Raw genomic sequence first — 18,574 nt, 5'->3', positions numbered from 1 at the left:
GTGGAATTCTCAGCCTAATTTCCCCAGCTGATTTTCCAAACAGCCCGTCCCTAATCCCGCTAATACCCGTAGCTGGCGGGTTTGTTTTTGCCGGGCCGCCAGTTCATGAGGCGCTTGCGGATAATCCACCCGCACCAAGGTCAGCCCCTGGGCTGGAGCCAAGGGGATTTCCGGAATCCGCACCGCACTGTGTAATGCTTGTTCCAGCCAATCCGCATCCCGTTTTCCGCGCCCCACTTCGGTTAGCGCCCCCACCAGGGATCGCACCATCGAGTGGCAAAACGCGTCAGCTGCCACATCAAACCGAATCTCTCCCGGTGCCAACCGGCTTACACCGAGCTGCTTGAGCGTGCGAATCGTGGTGGCGCCTTCCCGGGGTTTACAAAAAGCCGCGAAATCGTGTGTGCCCAGTAATCCGGCACTCGCCTCATGCATCCGTGCCACATTGAGGGGCGCACCGTACCACCAACAGGTGTTTCGCGTCAGTGGATTACGCGCCGTGGGCTCGTCGATGACCAGGTACTCGTAGTGCCTGGCGAGGGCTGAAAACCGGGCGTCGAAAGCGTCGGGAACCGGGCACGCCGCTGTCACTACAATGGCACCGTTGGCCTCGGGCGGGTATATCGGTTGGTCGTCCAGGTTTAGTCCGGGGATGGTTGGGGTGTTCCCAGAGGTCACGAGGCGCAAAACGGAATCTAAGCGTCGGTGTAATCCCGTTGACAGTTGGAAGTTCGCGATCCCCGGCGGATTGCTCGCCGCCACGATGGCACCTAATGAAGCCGCGAAATCCGTGTCGTGAGCATCGCGCAACCAGTCGCCAGAAAACTGATCAGGTAAATCAAAATGCGCGACCTGTCCCGTGGCGTGAACCCCCGCGTCAGTGCGTCCCGCCACCGTCAGGGTCACGGGCTGGCGAAACAACACCGTCAGCGCGGTTTCCAGGGCACCTTGCACCGTGGGTAAACCGGGTTGTCGCGCCCAACCGTGAAAGGGACGGCCGTCGTAGCGGATGTCGAAGCGAATTCGGGTCATTTAATAATTATAGATTTGCGGGTTGCGGTCGATGTTCATACTCTAAAGCATTGGGCTGGTTGGATAAAATATCCAACCAGCCCAACTCGAAACTAGCTGAGACTACTCAGCCTTCTCTTCTGTAGTCTCTTCTTTGGAGCCTTCAGCCGGAGCTTCTTCGGACTTGGGCTCTTCCTTCTTGGGAGCTTCAGCCTTCGGAGCCGGGGCACTGGCCTTCTTTTTCTTCTCTACGGCCTCGAGCACCAAGGAGATCTCGACCAGCGGGGCATTGTCGCCGCGACGGTTCCCGACTTTAACGAGGCGGGTGTAGCCGCCTTCACGCTGCGAATCAATAGCGGGGGCAATCTCTTCAAACAGCTGTGCGACCACACTCTTGTTGCGCAGCCGAGCCAGCACCTGACGGCGGGCGTGCAAATCACCGCGACGCGCTTTGGTAACCAGGCGCTCTGCTAGGGGCTGGAGGCGCTTAGCGCGAGCCTCGGTGGTAGTAATAGCCTTGTTTTCGAACAGCGCACAGGCTAGGTTCGACAGCATCAGGCGTTCATGAGCCGGGCTGCCACCAAGACGCGGTCCTTTCGTGGGCTTTGGCATTATTCTTTCTCCTTCAATATTTTCTAGTAAAGAATGGATTTAAAATTCATCGCTGAACTGCGGTACGCCGCTGTCAGTTTCGGGGTTTTGGGAATCCTTCAAGCTCATCCCCATAGTGGCCAGTTTTTCCTTGATTTCATCAATGGACTTGTGTCCAAAGTTACGAATATCAAGCAAATCGGCCTGAGAGCGAGCCACCAGGTCACCAACCGTCTTGATACCTTCACGGTTCAAACAGTTCAAGGCGCGGGAAGTCAGCTCAAGATCCTCGACGGACATAGCCAAATCCTCGGCTAAAGCCGAGTCAGTGTTAGACGACCCCAGCTCGATGCCTTCGGCATCTGCATTGAGCGCCCGAGCCAAACCGAACAGCTCCACCAGGGTTTTACCGGCCGAGGCCATCGCGTCGCGTGGGGAAATCGCTTTCTTGGTTTCCACATCCACAATCAGCCGATCGAAGTCGGTGCGCTGTTCGACACGGGTGGCTTCCACATGATACGAAACCTTGAGCACTGGCGAGTAGATAGAGTCTACCGGAATCCGAGATATTTCAGCTTCCGGATCCTTGTTTTGCGCGGCCGAAACATAGCCTCGACCACGTTCCACAGTCAGTTCAATCTCGAGTTTGCCATCTTTGTTGAGGGTGGCTATGTGATGCTCGGGATTATGAATGACAACCCCGGCAGGAGGCATGATGTCACCTACTGTGACCTCGCCTTCACCGGTTTTACGCAGGTACATCACCACAGGTTCGTCATTATCCGAAGATAAGACAATCTCCTTGATATTTAGAACTACCTGGGTGACATCCTCTTTCACTCCAGGCAGAGTGGTGAACTCGTGGAGAGCACCTTCAATCTTTATCGACGTCACCGCCGAACCTGGAATCGAGGACAGCAGCGTACGCCGCAAAGAGTTCCCCAAAGTGTACCCAAACCCGGGTTCTAGGGGTTCAATCGTAAAGCGTGAACGCTGGTTATTGATAACTTCTTCAGTCAGCTGCGGTTGCGCTTGAATAAGCACTGTTTATTTCCTTTCCGGCATCCGCCACCACACCGGTTTAGGCTTCAAATCCGTGGCGAAGGGATTTGAGTTTCCTATTTAGTAAATCTTCAATACAATCCCGAGTATTTCCCTGTATACAAGCGGAATAACCCGGGATGGGAGCCTTAATCAGACGCGACGACGCTTCGGGGGACGGCAGCCGTTGTGTGCCTGGGGGGTAACATCCTGGATGGAACCCACTTCCAGCCCAGCGGCTTGCAGGGAGCGAATCGCGGTTTCCCGACCGGAACCCGGTCCCTTTACATAAACGTCAACCTTCTTCATCCCGTGTTCCTGGGCGCGGCGTGCCGCTGCTTCGGCGGCCAACTGCGCCGCGAAGGGAGTAGACTTACGCGACCCTTTGAAACCAACCTGACCCGAAGATGCCGAAGCGATAACTGCCCCAGTCGGATCCGTGATGGAAACAATGGTGTTGTTGAACGTGGACTTAATATAGGCATTGCCTTCGGCAACGTTCTTGCGTTCCTTACGACGTGGCTTACTAGCTGTTTTTGCTGCCATAACTGTTGATGCCCCCTCTACTTAGCTTTCTTCTTACCGGCAACGGTACGCTTGGGTCCCTTGCGGGTACGGGCGTTGGTCTTGGTGCGCTGGCCATGAACCGGAAGCCCGGCGCGGTGGCGGCGACCTTGGTAGCAGTTAATCTCAATCTTACGGCGAATATCCGCTGCTACCTCACGACGCAAATCACCCTCGACCTTGTAGTTAGCCTGGATGAAGTCACGCAGTTTAATCAGTTCGTCTTCCGTCAAATCCTTGACGCGAGTATCGGGGCTGACCCCGGTTGATTCTAGGGTTTCCTTGGCGCGAGTACGTCCAATCCCATAAATGTATGTTAACGCGATTTCCATGCGCTTCTCGCGCGGTAAATCCACACCGACAAGGCGTGCCATTTATTTTTCTCCTACTGTTTTCGAAGGCCGTCATTCAACCCCCCGCTTTCACGGCCCCGGCCTTCGATACCGAGGGTTGCTACCGGTTTTACCCGGCGGCTGGTCGAATGCTTGACCCGGTTTGGGTCACATCCCGAGGCCACAGGCTCGGGCTTTGCGTCTCGCTGCGGGACTAGCCCTGGCGTTGTTTGTGACGCGGGTTCTCGCAAATCACCATCACGCGACCGTGGCGGCGAATCACCTTACACTTGTCGCAGATGGGTTTGACGCTAGGATAAACCTTCATCATTCCTCCGAGTTGTCTCTTACTTGTAACGATAAACAATACGGCCGCGATCCAGGTCGTACGGGCTCAACTCCACAACCACACGATCCTCAGGCAGGATGCGAATGTAATGTTGACGCATTTTCCCAGAGATATGTGCCAAAACGAGGTGTTCATTGGCAAGCTGGACGCGAAACATCGCATTAGGCAAGGCTTCCACTACGGTTCCTTCAACCTCAATGACTCCGTCCTTTTTCCCCATTAGTCCTCGTCTCCAATAAATCTCTACGGCTTAAAACCATCCACTGGCTGTCAGACAGTCCAAGAGTCAATCTTAATGAATTTTCGTTATGATTTCCAATTGAGCCTAATTAGCGCAGCCCCTGGCGGCGCAAACGTTGACGAGTGGTCTCGAGGTTACCGGCCAAAGCTGCCGTCCGCAACCGCGCTGCCCGGGCTTGACGTTGTGGGTCACGAGCATTAATCATCGAAGTACCAATCTGCCAACCGGCATAAATCAACAGCAACTGTGAAACCATAATCAGCATAAAAGACTTGGCGGCAGACGGCCACAGTCTAAAGGTGGCACCGAAAATCGGAACCTTGTACATTAGCTGGCCACGCATCTCGTCCAAGGTCACCCCTTGGGCAGCCGGCGCATTATCAAAGGCTACCTCAAACTGCATACTTTCGGCGCTACCGGTAATGCTTTCCACACGCCCCACCCGATATACTTCCTTACCACTGTCGGGTTGGAAAGCCACGACATCGCCGGGATTAAGGTTCTGTGCCCCAGTTTGTCGTATCTTTTGGAACACCAGTAAATCACTACCGGCAAAAGTCTTATTCATCGAGTCATCACTACAGGTATAGGTGACATATCCCTGAATCCGAGGTACCACAATTATCACCATCAAGATTGCACCAACGAAAATCAAGAAGAACCAACCAAAGGCAAACAGGATAGAGTTACGCACCGGATGTTCGGACTGCTTGGATAGCAGTGAAATAATCCTATCTGGCTGCGTTGTCATCTGCAGGTTCACCTCCTCGGGCTACTCTATTGGTATTCTAGCGGTTCTCAATGCAATTTCACTATTCAGTGGTTTAGCGCCCGAAAAGCCGGCGGAAAAATCCCTTCTTGGCGGGAGGCTCTACGGCTTCGACTTCTGCCAGGGATTCGTCGTCTTCAGCGTTTTCCTCGAATAACTCCGTGTCGGCTCCACCGGTATCGTCTAGGTCTCCCCCGGTTTCGTCGCTTGCGTAGTCTTCCGACGGGTCTGTGGCGGCGTCGCCGCTGTCTGGCGTGCTCTCGAAAGGTATCTCGTCGCTGGTGGTTTCCGGTGCGTCGTCGGTTTGTTCTCCCATCGCGTCGCTAGTTATGTTTTCTTCGAGGCTTTCGTTGTCTTCGACTTCATGAGGTGCCAGCTCGAACTCTGTCGCCTCTTCGCTGGTGTCCTCGTCTTCGCCCGTAACGGTGTCAAACTCAAATTCCCCTAGGTCAACCTCAGTCGGTTCAAAGCCTGAATCCGTGTCCACCGGTTCCGAGGCTTCCAGCCCGATTGCCGCGCTACCCGGCAGTTCATTGACAACTGAAGTGTCCAGCGTTGACTCGATATTATCCTCGGGTTCTATGGTCAAAACCTCTGCGTCAGCATCTGATTCTACAGTCCCAGTTTCTGTGGCTTGTCCGTCGGGGGGCAGTGCTTCGTCCAAAGCGGTGATTTCCTCGTTGAGGCTGTCCTCCAATGGGGTTTCGTCTAGCTCGTCCAAGTCCAAACCGTCAAGGTCGAAATCTGCCAGTTCTGTTTCTGCTTCAGGGGTGAGCATCTCTTCTGGTCTGATTTCTTCGCTCGGCGCGGCCAAATCTTCTTCCGGCTCGACTATCGCAACGTCGTCTCCGGCTTCGGTTTCTTCCGCCTGTCCAGGGACCGCAGTCGGAAGGTCGTCCCACAACGTGGGGGTCGGAGTCTCGCCGGATTCCTCAGCCAAAGCGTCGACATCGGGTTCTTCGGTTGGCAGTGTCGGTGGCAAATCCTCAGCCATAATGTCAGCCGGAATCTCTCCCGGCAGTTCTTCCAGCGAATCGCCATCATCTAGCTGTGCCTCGTCCACAGAATCCGCAGTTTCTGTGGACGTCTCTTCGGTAGCGTCTGGCAAAGGCGCTTCCGCTAGTTCCGAAATTTCCTCGGGCAAAGCATCTTCTGCCTCCGGAGCCTCCTCGGGCAAGCCTTCTTCCACCGCCGAAATTTCCTCGGGCAAAGCATCTTCTGCCTCCGGACCTTCCTCAGGCAGGCCTTCTTCCACCGCCAAGGCCTCCTCGGGCTCGGCCGATTGGGGCAAAATTTCTTCAGGTAATTCGTCTACCTGGTTTGGCTCTATCTCTGGCTGGGGCTCAATGTCACCCACAAAAAGCTCGTCATCATTACCAGCCGGCTCCAAAACCTCGCCATCATAAACCCGGGCAGCCGTCAAATCTTCCGACATCGACTCGCTCGCCACTGTCGCCTCGGTTTCCATTTCATGAGGCGCCTCGTGAACCCCAGCCGTATCCCCGAAAGCCGCGCCGTTCACCTCGGCCGGAGTTTCCGCCAAAGGCATTTCCTCGACTAAAGCACTCTCAACCGGGGTCTCTTCATCTAAGTCGGCGGTGAGGCTCTCCGCAGCTAGAGTCTGTGCAGCCGGGATTGGCTCTATCTCTGGCTGGGGCTCAATGTCACCCACAAAAAGCTCATCATCATTACCAGCCGGCTCCAAAACCTCGCCATCATAAACTCGAGCTGCCGTCAAATCTTCCGACATCGACTCGCTCGCCACTGTCGCCTCGGTTTCCATTTCATGAGGCGCCTCGTGAACCCCAGCCGTATCCTCGAAAGCCGCGCCGTTCCCTTCCCCAGGAACCTGAACCGCCGCAGTTTCCATCAAGTCTGGAGCCGCGAGCGTGTCTACTACCGGTTCCTCGGGCAATACTACAGATTCCTCCGGCGTGTCGGATTCTCCCGGTTCCACGGGTTGCGCGAATGCTTCCACCTCGGGGGTGGCTGTTGGTTCAGGCTCCACAATCGCCCCGGTGTCTATCGACGCGTCCACCGGTTCTTCGGGCAAGACTTCCGTAGCCGGTGGAGCTACCTCGGGTTGCGCGGTTACCGCTACCGGTTCTTCTGACTCCACGGAAACGTTGCCTGCAGCCGGAGTTGGTTCAGTCGACTCCGAGGGACTGGGTTCCGGTGTTGTCCCCCTAGCCGCAGCAATCACGCTTAAACCTGGAATAGCGGCAGCCTCTGGGTCATTAGCCAACGGCAAAGGTCGGTGCGACCCTTGTTCCAACGCGACTATTGCCCGATCCGCGATGGCTCGCCAATCAAAACCCGCTTTAGCGAGCTCCGAAGGTTCCACCTCCGGCAGCGGACGGGCAGGCAACTCGCTGCGCCCTTTCGCTCCGGCCACATTCCGAGCCAGTTCGTCGAGCAGTTCCGGCACGCTGGGCAGTTGGGAAGGCAAGGAAACCCCGTTGGCATAGATATACCCGGGGTTATGGGCACGCACTTTCGCGCGAAGCCTCTCCACATCCTCGCGTCCCTGTGCCGTCAGCACCGGGGGACGAACTGGCGAAGCGTCGGCGAAACCCTCCACATAGCGGCCAGACGCACGATAACGGGACGGAAAAGAAGGGTTGCTGCTTTGAGCCACTTTTACTTTCTCCTTGCCTAAACCTGTGCCGGTTGGCACACCTCTAAACATTCTATATTAGTGAAGCACACTCCCGTCACGAAAACCACAAAATTTCATCCTCTTGGTGCGATTGCTCGGGGTGAAAGCCCGAAAGGAGCCAGTCCACTGCGGCCACCATCGGGTTCGGTCAAAACCCACACTCCCCCTGGTAGTACCGCCACGGTGTGTTCAAAATGTGCCGCGCGAGAACCATCCACGGTTACCACCGTCCAACCATCCGCCAGTTCCTTGGTAACAGCTCCGCCCCGAGTCAGCATCGGTTCTATAGCCAATACCATTCCAGTTTTGATTTTCGGTCCCCTGGAACGGGTGGAAAAATTGAGCACATCGGGAGCTTGATGCAGACTGGTACCGATACCGTGGCCTACGTATTCCTCGACGATTCCAGCCTCCCAACCGAAACGTAAGGAATCCTCATAGACGACTTCCTCGACAGCATCCCCGATTTCCCCCAGATGCTGCGCTTTGGCCAGTGCCGCGATACCAGACCACAGGGCACGTTGGGTCGTGGTCATGAGTTGCAGGTCTTCGGGGCGAGCGTGTTCTTCTCCGCCGCAAACCATAGTGAAGGCCGCATCTGCGTGCCACTGGCGGTTATTACAATCCAGAACATAAGCCCCGCAATCAAAACTGACCAAATCGCCGAACTGTAACACCCGATTCCCGGGAATCCCGTGTATGACTTCCTCATTAACCGAAATGCAAACTGTGGCGGGGAAACCATCGTAGCCCAAGAAATTGGATTTAGCTCCCATTCGGGCTATTACCGCTGCGCTAACCTGGTCTAGCTCCCCGGTAGTAGTCCCGGGTTCACAAGCCGTTTTAAGCGCTTGGTGAATCTGGGCGACCACCATTCCGGCACGGCGCATCCGCAGAATCTGATCTGTGTTTTTAATTTCGATGCGCCGATCCTCGCTAGCCACGCTACCGCTTACTTTCAATCTCGTCGAGAACAGCGCTTATGCGCGCCGCTATTTCGGGAATCTCTCCAACGCCGTCTATTTGACGTAAAGAACCTTCCTGGGCGTAGAAATCAAGTAAAGGCTTGGTGGAGTTAAAGAACACCTCGAGCCGATGGGTAATAACTTCCTCGGTGTCATCGGCACGCCCCTGTACTACGGCGCGATGCAAAAGCCGCTGTTTGACTTCTTCGGGTGGCACCTCGAGATAGAGCGCTGCGTCCAAGCAAGTGCTTTTATCCGTCAGGAACTTACGCAGCACCTCGGCTTGAGATAAATTTCGGGGATAACCGTCGAGCAGGAATCCTTGCTTCGCATCAGCTTGTTCCAAGCGGTCGCACACGATGCGGTCGGTTACCTCGTCGGGAACAAACTCGCCTTTGTCGATATAGGAGGCGATTAGTTTACCGAAGTCGGTCTGGGCGGCTTTGTGGTGGCGAAAAATATCGCCGGTAGATATCCACGGCACCCCCAAACGCTGAGAGATATTGGTGGCGTGGGTACCTTTTCCTGCCCCGGGGGGGCCCATGATAATCAGCTTCATGCCATAAACCCTTCATAGTGATGCTGATGCAGTTGCGCATTAATGTCCTTAACAGTTTGCAACCCCACACCGACGATAATTAGGATTGTAGTACCACCGAAGGGCAGCTGCGGCACATTCATCGCCGCCATCGCAATCTGTGGTACCAAAGCCACGATGGTCAAGTAAATCGCCCCAGCAGTGGTGATGCGGTTCATCACGTAACGCAGGTAGTCAGCGGTGGGTCTGCCGGCACGCAACCCCGGCACAAAACCGCCGTATTTCTTCATATTATCCGCTACTTCTTCGGGATTGAAAGTAACCGAGGTATAGAAGAAGGTAAAGCCGAGGGTCAACAGGGCATAGAGCGTTAGGTGGAAGGGATGCGTGGAATGAAAGTACGTAGACATCCACCGTACCCACGGCGCTGTCTGGTCGCCAAACTGGATAATCATCATGGGCAAAGCCAAGAGAGAGGAAGCGAAAATGACCGGAATAACATTGGCCATGTTAATCTTCAAAGGAATATAGGTGGTGGTACCACCGTACATGCGCCGCCCCACCATGCGTTTGGCGTACTGTACCGGGATGCGGCGCATAGCCTGTTCCACATAAACAACTACCAGGGTAACCAACAGAATCAAGCCAACAATGGCAAAGAACTTTTGAACCCCACCGTTACCACCGGCAATAGAGACTAGCTTATTAGGCAGATTCGCAATGATAGACGTGAAAATCAGGATAGACATCCCGTTGCCTACGCCCTTTTCGGTTACTAACTCGCCCATCCACATAATCAGACCAGTTGCGGCAGTCATCACCAGGATTTGTAACACAAAAAGCCACACCGAGTTGGAGGGGATAATCTTTTTGTCAGAGACGTTTCCAAACAATGCCCCGGTGCGAGCCGCCGTAATAATCGAAGTGGATTGCAAAACCCCCAAGGCAATCGTCAGATAACGCGTGTACTGGGTCAGTTTGGCTTGCCCCGTCTGACCTTCCTTGTGTAAGTCCTCGAAACGAGGAATCACCACCCGCAACAGCTGGACAATGATGGAAGCCGTGATGTAGGGCATGATACCCAAGGCAAAAATCGAAAGCTGTAACAGTGCCCCGCCGGAAAACATATTTACCAAATCCAACAGGGAACCATTGTTTTGGACGTCAGCCATAATGGCTTTAAGGGATCCATAGTCAACCCCAGGCAACGGTATAAAAGAACCCCAACGGAACAAAGCCATGATGAACAGGGTAAACAACAGCTTCTTGCGAAGATCCGGCGTCTTGAAGGCCTGGATGAAAGCGGTAAACAAGTGTCCTCCAATGTGTTTCTTGCATTATTCTGTCGGTAAACACGTTACACCATGTTTATCCCAGAATTAAAGCGAGGGGCGGGGTACAAGCGTGCTGTACCCCGCCAAATCCTCTAACGTGCTGTCAGGCTCCCGCCTTTAGCCTCTACCTTGGTCTTAGCGGACTGTGACCAGGCATCTACTGTCAAATCGAACTTGGCACCGGCTTCGCCACTGCCAAGCACCTTAACGCGTTCTCCCTTACGAACCAGACCTTTCGCAACCAGGTCCGCTACGGTCAAGGTGCCGCCTTCCGGGAAAGTCTCGCTGAGGCGATCCAGGTTCACCACCTGATACTCCACATGGAAGGGGTTCTTGAAACCGCGTAGCTTCGGAAGGCGCATATGCAAAGGCATCTGGCCACCTTCGAAGCGAGCCGGCACCTGGTAACGAGCCTTGGTGCCCTTGGTGCCACGCCCCGAGGTTTTACCTTTGGAGCCTTCGCCACGACCCACGCGCATTTTAGGCTTGTTGGAACCCGGGGCAGGACGCAAATCGTGCAGGTAGGTAACCCGCGCCGCTGAATCCTGTGCAGCCACGGATTTCTTCGCGGCGGGTTTCTTTGCCGCCGGGGTCTTCTTTTCTGAAGTTTCTGCTGCAGCCATGATTAGTCAATCTCCTCTACGGTGACCAGGTGGCGCACCTTGTGAACCTGGCCGCGCACAGCCGGGTTGTCCGGGTGCACCACGGACTGACGGATTTTCTTCAGGCCCAAAGAACTCATGGTGTCCCGCTGAGTTTGCGGGCTGCCAATCACGCTCTTGACCTGGGTGATTTTCAAATTCTTTGCCATTACGCACTCACTCCAGACGCCGCAGCCTCGGCTTCGGCCTTCTCTACATCCTTACGTACCTCGGCTTCACCCTCAGCGCGCGCCCGCAGCATCCCGGCCGGAGCCACCTTTTCCAGAGGCAAACCGCGACGTGCCGCCACCGCTTCGGGTTGTTCAAGCTGCCTGAGAGCAGCCACGGCTCCGCGCACAATGTTGATAGCGTTCGAGGATCCCAGGGACTTCGACAAGACATCGTGAACCCCAGCGCACTCCATCAAAGCACGAACCGGGCCACCGGCGATTACCCCAGTACCAGGGGAAGCCGGGCGAAGCAACACGACCCCGGCCGCATCTTCGCCTAGCACCTCGTGAACGATGGTACGACGAATCATCGGCACCTTGAAGAAGCTCTTCTTGGCTTCCTCAACGCCCTTAGCAATAGCAGCGGGAACTTCCTTAGCCTTACCGTAGCCGACACCGACCGTGCCTTCACCATCGCCAACAACCACCAGAGCGCAGAAGGAGAAGTTACGACCACCCTTCACTACCTTGGCGACACGGTTGATAGCCACTACGCGCTCTATGTACTTGTCATCACTATTGCCGCGACGGTTGTCACGACGATCTTCACGCTCACGGCGATTCCCGCGACGCTCCCGACGCTCTTCGCCGGAGTCGTCTGCAGCGGTTTCGCCTGTAACTTGCTGTTCTTGTTCAGCCATTCTCTCTACTTTCTCTACAGACTCAGTCCGCCCTCGCGGGCGCCTTCAGCAACGGCCGCGACACGACCATGATACTTGTTACCACCACGGTCAAAAACAACCGCTGCAATACCCGCCGCTTTAGCGCGTTGAGCAATTAGCTTGCCAACCTCGCGAGCCTTGTCAACCTTTTTATCCGAAGATGCCCGCAAAGTGTCTTCCATAGTGGAGGCACTGACCAGGGTCTTACCGACATAGTCGTCGACCAGCTGAGCAATCATGTGGCGGTTGGAACGGGTGACTACCAAACGGGGTTTCTCGGCGGAACCGAAGATATGCTTGCGCACCCGCTGGTGACGGCGCATCCGAGAGATACGCTTACCTTTGCCTTTAACGGAATAAGCCATAACTACTTACCTGCCTTTCCGACCTTACGGCGAACATTCTCGCCGAGGTAACGCACGCCTTTGCCCTTATACGGCTCGGGAGGACGAATCTTGCGGATATTCGCCGCTACCTCTCCAACTTGTTCCTTAGAGATACCTTCGACGGTGACACGGTTACCTTCTACCTTGAATGTGATACCCTCCGGGGGTTCTACATTCACCGGATGCGAAAATCCGAGGGCGAATTCCAGGGCGGCACCCTTTTGAGTAACGCGGTAACCAGTACCTTGGATTTCCAGTACCTTGGCATACCCCTTAGTGACACCCTCAATCATGTTGGCCACCAGGGTACGGGTCAAGCCGTGCAAGGAACGGGATTCCCGTTCGTCATTAGCACGGGTTACCACGACCTCGTTGCCTTCCACCTTCGCGGTGATGGGAGTGGCGATAGCCAGGCTCAGTGTCCCCTTGGGGCCTTTCACCGAGATATCTTGGCCATTGACGTTTACTTCCACACCCGAGGGAATCTCCACTGGTATCTTACCGATACGTGACATAGTCATTCCCTCCTTACCAGATGTAGGCGATTACTTCTCCGCCTACACCCTTGTCAGCTGCCTCGCGATCGGTGAGTAACCCGGAAGACGAAGAAATAATCGCCACCCCGAGTCCGCCCATAACCTTAGGCAGTTTGTTGGACTTTGCATATACCCGCAAACCGGGCTTAGAAACGCGCTTCACACCGGAAATCGCGCGTTCACGTTTGGTACCGTACTTCAAATTCAGTACCAAGGTCTTGCCGACCCGCGCCTCCTCGACCTGATAGTCCTTGATGTAACCTTCGGTCTGGAGGATATTCGCAATGGCGGCCTTCATTTTCGAGTACGGCATACTTACCGACTCGTGATACGCCGATGAGGCGTTGCGCAGACGTGTCAGCATGTCTGCGATGGGATCAGTCATTGTCATTGGGCTTTGGCCCTTTCTGAGGCGGTTTCGCTATCGACCTGCCCCGATTGTGTTTACCAGGAAGACTTCTTTACGCCAGGGAGTTCACCCGCATGGGCCATCTCGCGCAGGCAGATACGGCACAGGCCGAACTTGCGATACACCGAGTGAGGGCGTCCGCAACGCTGGCACCGAGTGTAAGCGCGCACCTTAAACTTAGGTTTACGTGCGGCCTTGTTCTTCAAAGCGGTTTTTGCCATTCTTTAATCCTCCTTGAACGGGAAACCGAGGTACTTGAGCAGCGCACGGCCTTCGTCATCAGTAGCCGCCGTAGTCACAACCGTGATGTCCATACCACGCACGTGGTCGATGGTATCTTGGTCGATTTCGTGGAACACGGACTGTTCGGTCAAACCGAAGGTGTAATTGCCGTGCCCGTCGAACTGCTTGGCAGAGAGACCACGGAAGTCACGGATTCGCGGCAAAGCGGTAGCGAGCAAGCGGTCAAGGAATTCCCACATCCGGTCACCACGCAGAGTCACGTGAGCCCCAATCGGGTTCCCTTCACGCAGCTTGAACTGGGCGATAGACTTGCGCGCCTTGTCGATAACTGGTTTCTGGCCGGTGATGGTCGCCAGGTCTCGCACCGCACCTTCAATGAGCTTATGGTCGTGTGCTGCGGCACCGACGCCCATGTTGACGACGATTTTTTCCAATCCGCCAACCTGGTGAACATTTTGGTGTTTGAACTCGGCCAGTAGCTTGGGTTTAATCTCGTCGCGGTACTTGGTCTTCAAGCGGGGAACATATGTTGTTGTCTCAGCCATTACAAATCCTTCCCGGTTGCCTTGGACACGCGCACGCGCACGGTTTTTTCCTTACCGTCGCGGTCAACGACCTCTTCACGAATCCCCACGCGAGTGCCGGGTATCTTTTTGGTCGTGTTACCCAATTTGGCCTTAGCCGCTGCGGGTTCATAGTACATGACATTGGAAATGTGAATGGCGGCTTCCTTGCTTTCGATACCGCCGGTGGGACCGCCCTGCTGGGAGCGCCCCGCCTTGTTGTGGTGCTTCATCATCATGACGCCTTCAACCACCACACGCTCACGCTTCCGGTCGATGCTCAAGATGCGGCCATGCTGACCCTTGTCACGGCCAGAAATGACGACGACCTCATCGCCGACTTTCAGTTTGGCTGCCATTAAATCACCTCCGGTGCGAGCGAAATAATCCGCATGAACTTCTTTTCCCGAAGTTCACGTCCGACGGGTCCAAAAATACGGGTGCCGCGTGGCTCCTCATCATTCTTGAGGATGACAGCGGCATTTTCGTCGAAACGAATATAGGATCCGTCTTTGCGGCGGGTTTCCTTCTTAGCGCGAACTACCACGGCCTTGACGACCTCACCTTTTTTGACGTTACCGCCGGGGATTGCATCCTTGACAGTAGCGACAATGGTGTCGCCGATGCCGGCATAGCGTCGCTTCGAACCGCCCATCACGCGGATGCACAAGATTTCCTTGGCTCCGGTGTTGTCGGCGACTTTGAGTCGCGACTCCTGCTGAATCATCTTTTCTCCTTCGTCTGGCTGGTTCTCTCGCGAGCCTAGCCGAACGCTCTTTACTTTACGGTTGCAGGGTGCACAAATTTCACCTAGGTTCTAGACAAATACTGAGACCCCTGGCAGACACAGACACATTTGTGAAAGGTCTCTGCCAAAAGCAACCCTCCAAGTCTAGTTGAATCAAGCGGCTCATGCAAAATATTGGGTTTCATGAGTCGCTGCGTGTTATTACCCTGCACGCCACTCATGGTCAGCGCGTAGGTGACTTTACCCTCCCCAAATAAATTTTTCCACGCCTAGGGCGTGGAAAAATCCTTGAAATTATTGATGAATCGCTAGAAAACCGTTATTCCCCGAGAGCGGAAAATGGCACGCACGGCTTCAACAGCTTCTTTAGAGGGTGGTTCGACATCTTCCAAAAGGTACTCCATCCCCAAATCCTCCCATTTGTCCCGTGCCATCTGGTGGAAAGGCAGCACTTCGAGGCGTTGCACATTTTTCCACGGCGCCACGATATCGGCTACTCGCGACACATTGTCCGGGTCGTCGGTCCAACCGGGCACCGCCACGAAACGAATCCACACTGGGATACCCGCCTCAAACAGGCGTTGCCCAAAATCGATGGTGGGTTGCAGGGGGCGGGAGGTGATTTTCCGGTAAGTGTCGGGATTGCCGGATTTCACATCCAACATCACCATATCCAACAGCTCTAAATCCTGGTCAGAAAAATTCGCGCCCAAGAAACCAGAGGTGTCAATATTGGTGTGAACCCCGTTGGCTTTAGCCCCGCGCAGCAACCGCTTCAAAAACATCGGTTGCATCATCGGCTCGCCTCCGGAAAAGGTTACCCCCCCTCCGGTGGCCTGATAGACCGCCTTGTAACGCAAAATTTTGTCCAGCAAATCATCGGCCAAAACCGGGGTGCCTTCACGCATCTGGAGGGTGTCGGGGTTGTGGCAATAGACACAACGCAGCGGGCATCCCGCCAAGAACACCGTCAATCGGGTACCCGGTCCATCTACGGCAGTGACCAGTTCCCAGGAATGGACTGAGCCTAGCTTCCCTTCTCGTACCAGTTGGAAGTGGGTTTTGCGATCCATCTCGGGGGCATCGGCGATGCCGTCCAAACCCGCGCCTTGAACGCGAGGTACTTCAATTTCTAAGGGTTCGGGTCGATACTCTCCCGTTGAACCTTCGGTTCCGAAGATGGTATCGACCCGAGCCCTTTCTAAAGTTGGAGTCACTCGAACCGAGCTACTTCTGGTTGTGGAAGGTACGAGAAATCACGTCCAGTTGCTGCTCACGAGTCAAACGCACGAAGTTCACGGCGTAGCCGGAAACACGCACGGTCAACTGGGGGTACTTCTCGGGGTGTTCCATTGCGTCTTCCAGGGTGTCGCGGTTCAACACGTTGATATTCGCGTGGTACAGCCCCTTAATCCCACCAGCAGAGTTGCGATTCGCTTTCATAGATTTCAAGCGCTCGTCATAGGTTAGTACTGTCATTTTCGTTTCCTTTCGTAGTGATTTGTTGTTATATAAAAGTTTGTGATTAGCCTTTGGCGATGAACCCAGCATCCATGATGCCAACTAGGCTCTTGATTTGTTCGTCTAGGTTACGTCCCAAAGACGAAGGCACAATCGTGTTGGTCAGCGAGATTCCATCCAAAGCATCATCGTAGTCCAGTTTCCCAACCGAAAGCATGGAAGCGAGCATCCCGTGAGTGTCAATCCCGTTTTCGGGGTTAGCGCCTGGAGCAAAAGGAGTTCCAGCCACGTGACCCGAAGGGAACGCCCCCGTATTCTTGCCATAAACCACATTGGAAGTAATGGTCAGAACCGACTGGGTGGGAATAGCGTCACGGTACATCGGAATGGCTTTAATCTTGGACATGATGGTGTGAACCACCGTGGCGGCAATATCGTCAGCACGGTCATCGTCATTACCATAAGTCGGGAATTCACCTTCGGTACGGTAGTCGATTACCAAGCCAGTTTCGTCGCGTACCGGGTAAACCTTGGCGTAACGAATTGCTGACAAAGAGTCCGCCACGATGGACAAGCCCGCGATACCACAGCCCATGGTGCGTATAATATCGGAGTCGTGCAAGGCCATCTCAATGGCTTCGTAAGCATAACGATCGTGGCAGTAGTGAATAATATTCAAAGCCTCGACGTAGGTTTCGATAACCCAGTCGAGCATGGATTCGTACTTGGCCCACACTTCGTCAAAGTCCAACGGTCCGTCATCGGCAATGCCTTCGTGGTCAGGCACAATCTGTTTGCCAGACATTTCATCGCGGCCGCCGTTAATCGCGTAGAGCAAGGCCTTGGCCGCGTTGACGCGAGCCCCAAAGAACTGCATCTGCTTGCCGATACGCATCGGGGAAACACAGCAGGCAATCGCCGCGTCGTCGCCCCAGTGGTCGCGAATCTGGGAGTCAGCTTCGTATTGGATAGAGGAGGTTTCGATGGATACCTTCGCGCAGAATTCCTTGTATCCGGTCGGCAACTTTTCGTTCCAGAAAATGGTGATATTCGGTTCCGGAGCCGGTCCTAGGTTCACTAGAGTCTGGAGCAGACGGAAGGAAGTCTTGGTCACCAAGGTACGCCCGTCATTACCGAAACCAGCGTCTGACCAGGTTGCCCAGTAGGGATCGCCAGAGAAAATCTGGTCATAGGCTTCGGTGCGCAAGAAACGCACGATACGCAGCTTAATCACCAGAGCATCGATAATCTCTTGAGCATCAGATTCGTTGAGAATCCCGCGCTTGAAATCACGTTCAAAGTAGATATCGAAGAAACCTGAGAGACGCCCGATGGACATGGCAGCTCCGTCTTGAGACTTGATAGAAGCCAAGTACCCGAAGTAAGTCCACTGCACAGCTTCCTTGGCGGTTTTGGCTGGACCAGAAATGTCGAAACCATAAGCCGCCGCCATGGCCTTGAGCTTCTTCAAGGCCTTAATCTGTTCGGAGTGCTCCTCGCGGTAGCGCGCCCAGTGTTCCGAGAAATTCTCGTCGGCTACCTTGTCTTTGGCGGCAGTTTTTTCCTCGATGAGCTTATCCACTCCGTAGAGCGCCACCCGGCGGTAGTCGCCAATAATCCGGCCACGTCCGTAAGCATCAGGTAAACCAGTGATGATGTGGCTGGAACGTGCCGCGCGAATCCGGGGGGTGTAAATATCGAATACCGCGTCATTGTGAGTCTTACGGTAGTGGGTGAAAATGTGTTTAATCTCGGGGTTTACTTCCTTGCCAGCTTCCTTGATGGCGGTTTCCACCATACGCCACCCACCGTTGGGCATCATGGCGCGCTTCAAGGGCACATCAGTTTGCAGCCCCACAATAACATTGTCATCATCGCTGATGTATCCCGGGCCGAAAGCATCCACATCCGCCGGGGTGTCAGTATCCACGTCGTAGACACGCTTTTGGCGTTCCACGGACAGATACTTTTTATCCAAATGGTCATACAAACGCTTGGTCTTCTCCGTGGGACCAGCCAGGAAAGAAGCATCGCCCTCGTAGGGTTGGTAGTTCTTTTGGATGAAATCACGAACATCAATGGTTTCGCACCAGTTTCCTGGGGTGAAACCTTCCCAGGCCGAAGTGTCGGTTTGATTGTCAGTGCATGAACAGGTTTGCGACATTGAAAACAGGACTCCTTTTTATTCACTCGTTCCTTCAGGCCTTCAGTCTACAACTTGTCAGACAAATTTTCCAGGTCTGTTGCCAATTATTGTAGCTCGAATTCCTCCAAGGTTCAACGCATTGGCAGCTGTTGCAA

The 18,574-nt window shown here is 54.6% G+C and carries 25 protein-coding genes; all 25 read right to left on the bottom strand.

Annotated elements, in window-relative coordinates:
- Positions 1-9 precede the first annotated feature (9 nt).
- Positions 10-1,032 (bottom strand): tRNA pseudouridine synthase A, encoded by a 1,023-nt coding sequence (locus F4555_RS00895; protein WP_115325579.1) that lies wholly within the window; start codon positions 1,030-1,032, stop codon positions 10-12.
- A gap of 102 nt (positions 1,033-1,134) precedes the next feature.
- Positions 1,135-1,623, bottom strand: coding sequence for a 50S ribosomal protein L17 (gene rplQ / locus F4555_RS00890; protein ID WP_004013120.1), 489 nt, complete (start codon positions 1,621-1,623; stop codon positions 1,135-1,137).
- 39 nt (positions 1,624-1,662) lie between these two features.
- Positions 1,663-2,646: a DNA-directed RNA polymerase subunit alpha gene (locus tag F4555_RS00885; RefSeq protein WP_004013121.1), complete on the bottom strand. Its 984-nt coding sequence runs from the start codon at positions 2,644-2,646 to the stop codon at positions 1,663-1,665.
- Between the two features lie 150 nt (positions 2,647-2,796).
- A complete protein-coding gene (gene rpsK / locus F4555_RS00880) occupies positions 2,797-3,189 on the bottom strand; it encodes a 30S ribosomal protein S11 (RefSeq protein WP_004013122.1) in 393 nt (130 codons plus the stop codon).
- Positions 3,190-3,206: 17 nt separating this feature from the next.
- A complete protein-coding gene (rpsM, locus tag F4555_RS00875) occupies positions 3,207-3,581 on the bottom strand; it encodes a 30S ribosomal protein S13 (RefSeq protein ID WP_004013123.1) in 375 nt (124 codons plus the stop codon).
- A gap of 172 nt (positions 3,582-3,753) precedes the next feature.
- The gene (gene rpmJ, locus F4555_RS00870; protein WP_004013124.1) at positions 3,754-3,867 is read right to left on the bottom strand and encodes a 50S ribosomal protein L36; all 114 of its coding nucleotides are present in this window, start codon (positions 3,865-3,867) and stop codon (positions 3,754-3,756) included.
- A 19-nt stretch (positions 3,868-3,886) separates the two neighbouring features.
- Positions 3,887-4,108 carry a translation initiation factor IF-1 gene (gene infA / locus F4555_RS00865; protein ID WP_004013125.1) on the bottom strand — a complete coding sequence of 74 codons (222 nt, stop codon included), beginning with the start codon at positions 4,106-4,108 and terminating at the stop codon, positions 3,887-3,889.
- A gap of 109 nt (positions 4,109-4,217) precedes the next feature.
- On the bottom strand, positions 4,218-4,880 hold the full coding sequence (locus F4555_RS00860; RefSeq protein ID WP_115325580.1) for a S26 family signal peptidase: 663 nt from the start codon (positions 4,878-4,880) through the stop codon (positions 4,218-4,220).
- A 73-nt stretch (positions 4,881-4,953) separates the two neighbouring features.
- Positions 4,954-7,575: a midas domain-containing protein gene (locus F4555_RS00855; protein WP_311768798.1), complete on the bottom strand. Its 2,622-nt coding sequence runs from the start codon at positions 7,573-7,575 to the stop codon at positions 4,954-4,956.
- Positions 7,576-7,631: 56 nt separating this feature from the next.
- A complete protein-coding gene (map, locus tag F4555_RS00850) occupies positions 7,632-8,501 on the bottom strand; it encodes a type I methionyl aminopeptidase (protein ID WP_004013128.1) in 870 nt (289 codons plus the stop codon).
- Between the two features lies 1 nt (position 8,502).
- Positions 8,503-9,081: an adenylate kinase gene (locus F4555_RS00845; RefSeq protein ID WP_115325581.1), complete on the bottom strand. Its 579-nt coding sequence runs from the start codon at positions 9,079-9,081 to the stop codon at positions 8,503-8,505.
- The gene (gene secY, locus F4555_RS00840; RefSeq protein ID WP_004013130.1) at positions 9,078-10,373 is read right to left on the bottom strand and encodes a preprotein translocase subunit SecY; all 1,296 of its coding nucleotides are present in this window, start codon (positions 10,371-10,373) and stop codon (positions 9,078-9,080) included. Before secY ends, F4555_RS00845 begins: the two co-directional genes overlap by 4 nt.
- 113 nt (positions 10,374-10,486) lie before the next feature.
- Positions 10,487-11,017 carry a 50S ribosomal protein L15 gene (gene rplO, locus F4555_RS00835; RefSeq protein WP_115325582.1) on the bottom strand — a complete coding sequence of 177 codons (531 nt, stop codon included), beginning with the start codon at positions 11,015-11,017 and terminating at the stop codon, positions 10,487-10,489.
- 2 nt (positions 11,018-11,019) lie between these two features.
- A complete protein-coding gene (rpmD, locus tag F4555_RS00830; protein WP_004013132.1) occupies positions 11,020-11,205 on the bottom strand; it encodes a 50S ribosomal protein L30 in 186 nt (61 codons plus the stop codon).
- Positions 11,205-11,906, bottom strand: a complete 702-nt coding sequence (gene rpsE / locus F4555_RS00825) for a 30S ribosomal protein S5 (protein ID WP_114989993.1) — start codon at positions 11,904-11,906, stop codon at positions 11,205-11,207. Before rpsE ends, rpmD begins: the two co-directional genes overlap by 1 nt.
- Before the next feature lie 14 nt (positions 11,907-11,920).
- Entirely contained in the window at positions 11,921-12,292 is a 372-nt protein-coding gene (gene rplR / locus F4555_RS00820; protein WP_004013134.1) for a 50S ribosomal protein L18, read from the bottom strand.
- 2 nt (positions 12,293-12,294) lie between these two features.
- Positions 12,295-12,828 carry a 50S ribosomal protein L6 gene (gene rplF / locus F4555_RS00815; RefSeq protein ID WP_004014659.1) on the bottom strand — a complete coding sequence of 178 codons (534 nt, stop codon included), beginning with the start codon at positions 12,826-12,828 and terminating at the stop codon, positions 12,295-12,297.
- A 13-nt stretch (positions 12,829-12,841) separates the two neighbouring features.
- Positions 12,842-13,240, bottom strand: coding sequence for a 30S ribosomal protein S8 (gene rpsH, locus F4555_RS00810; protein ID WP_004013136.1), 399 nt, complete (start codon positions 13,238-13,240; stop codon positions 12,842-12,844).
- A gap of 53 nt (positions 13,241-13,293) precedes the next feature.
- Positions 13,294-13,479, bottom strand: coding sequence for a type Z 30S ribosomal protein S14 (locus tag F4555_RS00805; RefSeq protein ID WP_004013137.1), 186 nt, complete (start codon positions 13,477-13,479; stop codon positions 13,294-13,296).
- A gap of 3 nt (positions 13,480-13,482) precedes the next feature.
- Complete coding sequence (gene rplE, locus F4555_RS00800) at positions 13,483-14,046, bottom strand: 50S ribosomal protein L5 (RefSeq protein WP_004013138.1); 564 nt, start codon at positions 14,044-14,046, stop codon at positions 13,483-13,485.
- Positions 14,046-14,423 (bottom strand): 50S ribosomal protein L24, encoded by a 378-nt coding sequence (rplX, locus tag F4555_RS00795; RefSeq protein ID WP_004013139.1) that lies wholly within the window; start codon positions 14,421-14,423, stop codon positions 14,046-14,048. Before rplX ends, rplE begins: the two co-directional genes overlap by 1 nt.
- Positions 14,423-14,791 (bottom strand): 50S ribosomal protein L14, encoded by a 369-nt coding sequence (gene rplN, locus F4555_RS00790; RefSeq protein ID WP_004013140.1) that lies wholly within the window; start codon positions 14,789-14,791, stop codon positions 14,423-14,425. Before rplN ends, rplX begins: the two co-directional genes overlap by 1 nt.
- A gap of 329 nt (positions 14,792-15,120) precedes the next feature.
- Positions 15,121-16,029 (bottom strand): pyruvate formate-lyase-activating protein, encoded by a 909-nt coding sequence (pflA, locus tag F4555_RS00785; protein WP_004013141.1) that lies wholly within the window; start codon positions 16,027-16,029, stop codon positions 15,121-15,123.
- A 10-nt stretch (positions 16,030-16,039) separates the two neighbouring features.
- Positions 16,040-16,363 carry an autonomous glycyl radical cofactor GrcA2 gene (grcA2, locus tag F4555_RS00780; RefSeq protein ID WP_331270828.1) on the bottom strand — a complete coding sequence of 108 codons (324 nt, stop codon included), beginning with the start codon at positions 16,361-16,363 and terminating at the stop codon, positions 16,040-16,042.
- Positions 16,338-18,437: a pyruvate formate lyase family protein gene (locus F4555_RS00775; RefSeq protein ID WP_004013143.1), complete on the bottom strand. Its 2,100-nt coding sequence runs from the start codon at positions 18,435-18,437 to the stop codon at positions 16,338-16,340. Before F4555_RS00775 ends, grcA2 begins: the two co-directional genes overlap by 26 nt.
- Positions 18,438-18,574 lie beyond the last annotated feature (137 nt).

Source organism: Mobiluncus mulieris (genome assembly GCF_014204735.1).
Taxonomy (GTDB): Bacteria; Actinomycetota; Actinomycetes; order Actinomycetales; family Actinomycetaceae; genus Mobiluncus; species Mobiluncus mulieris.
Note: the sequence above shows the minus strand (reverse complement) of the source record. Positions and strands in the feature narration are given on the sequence as shown.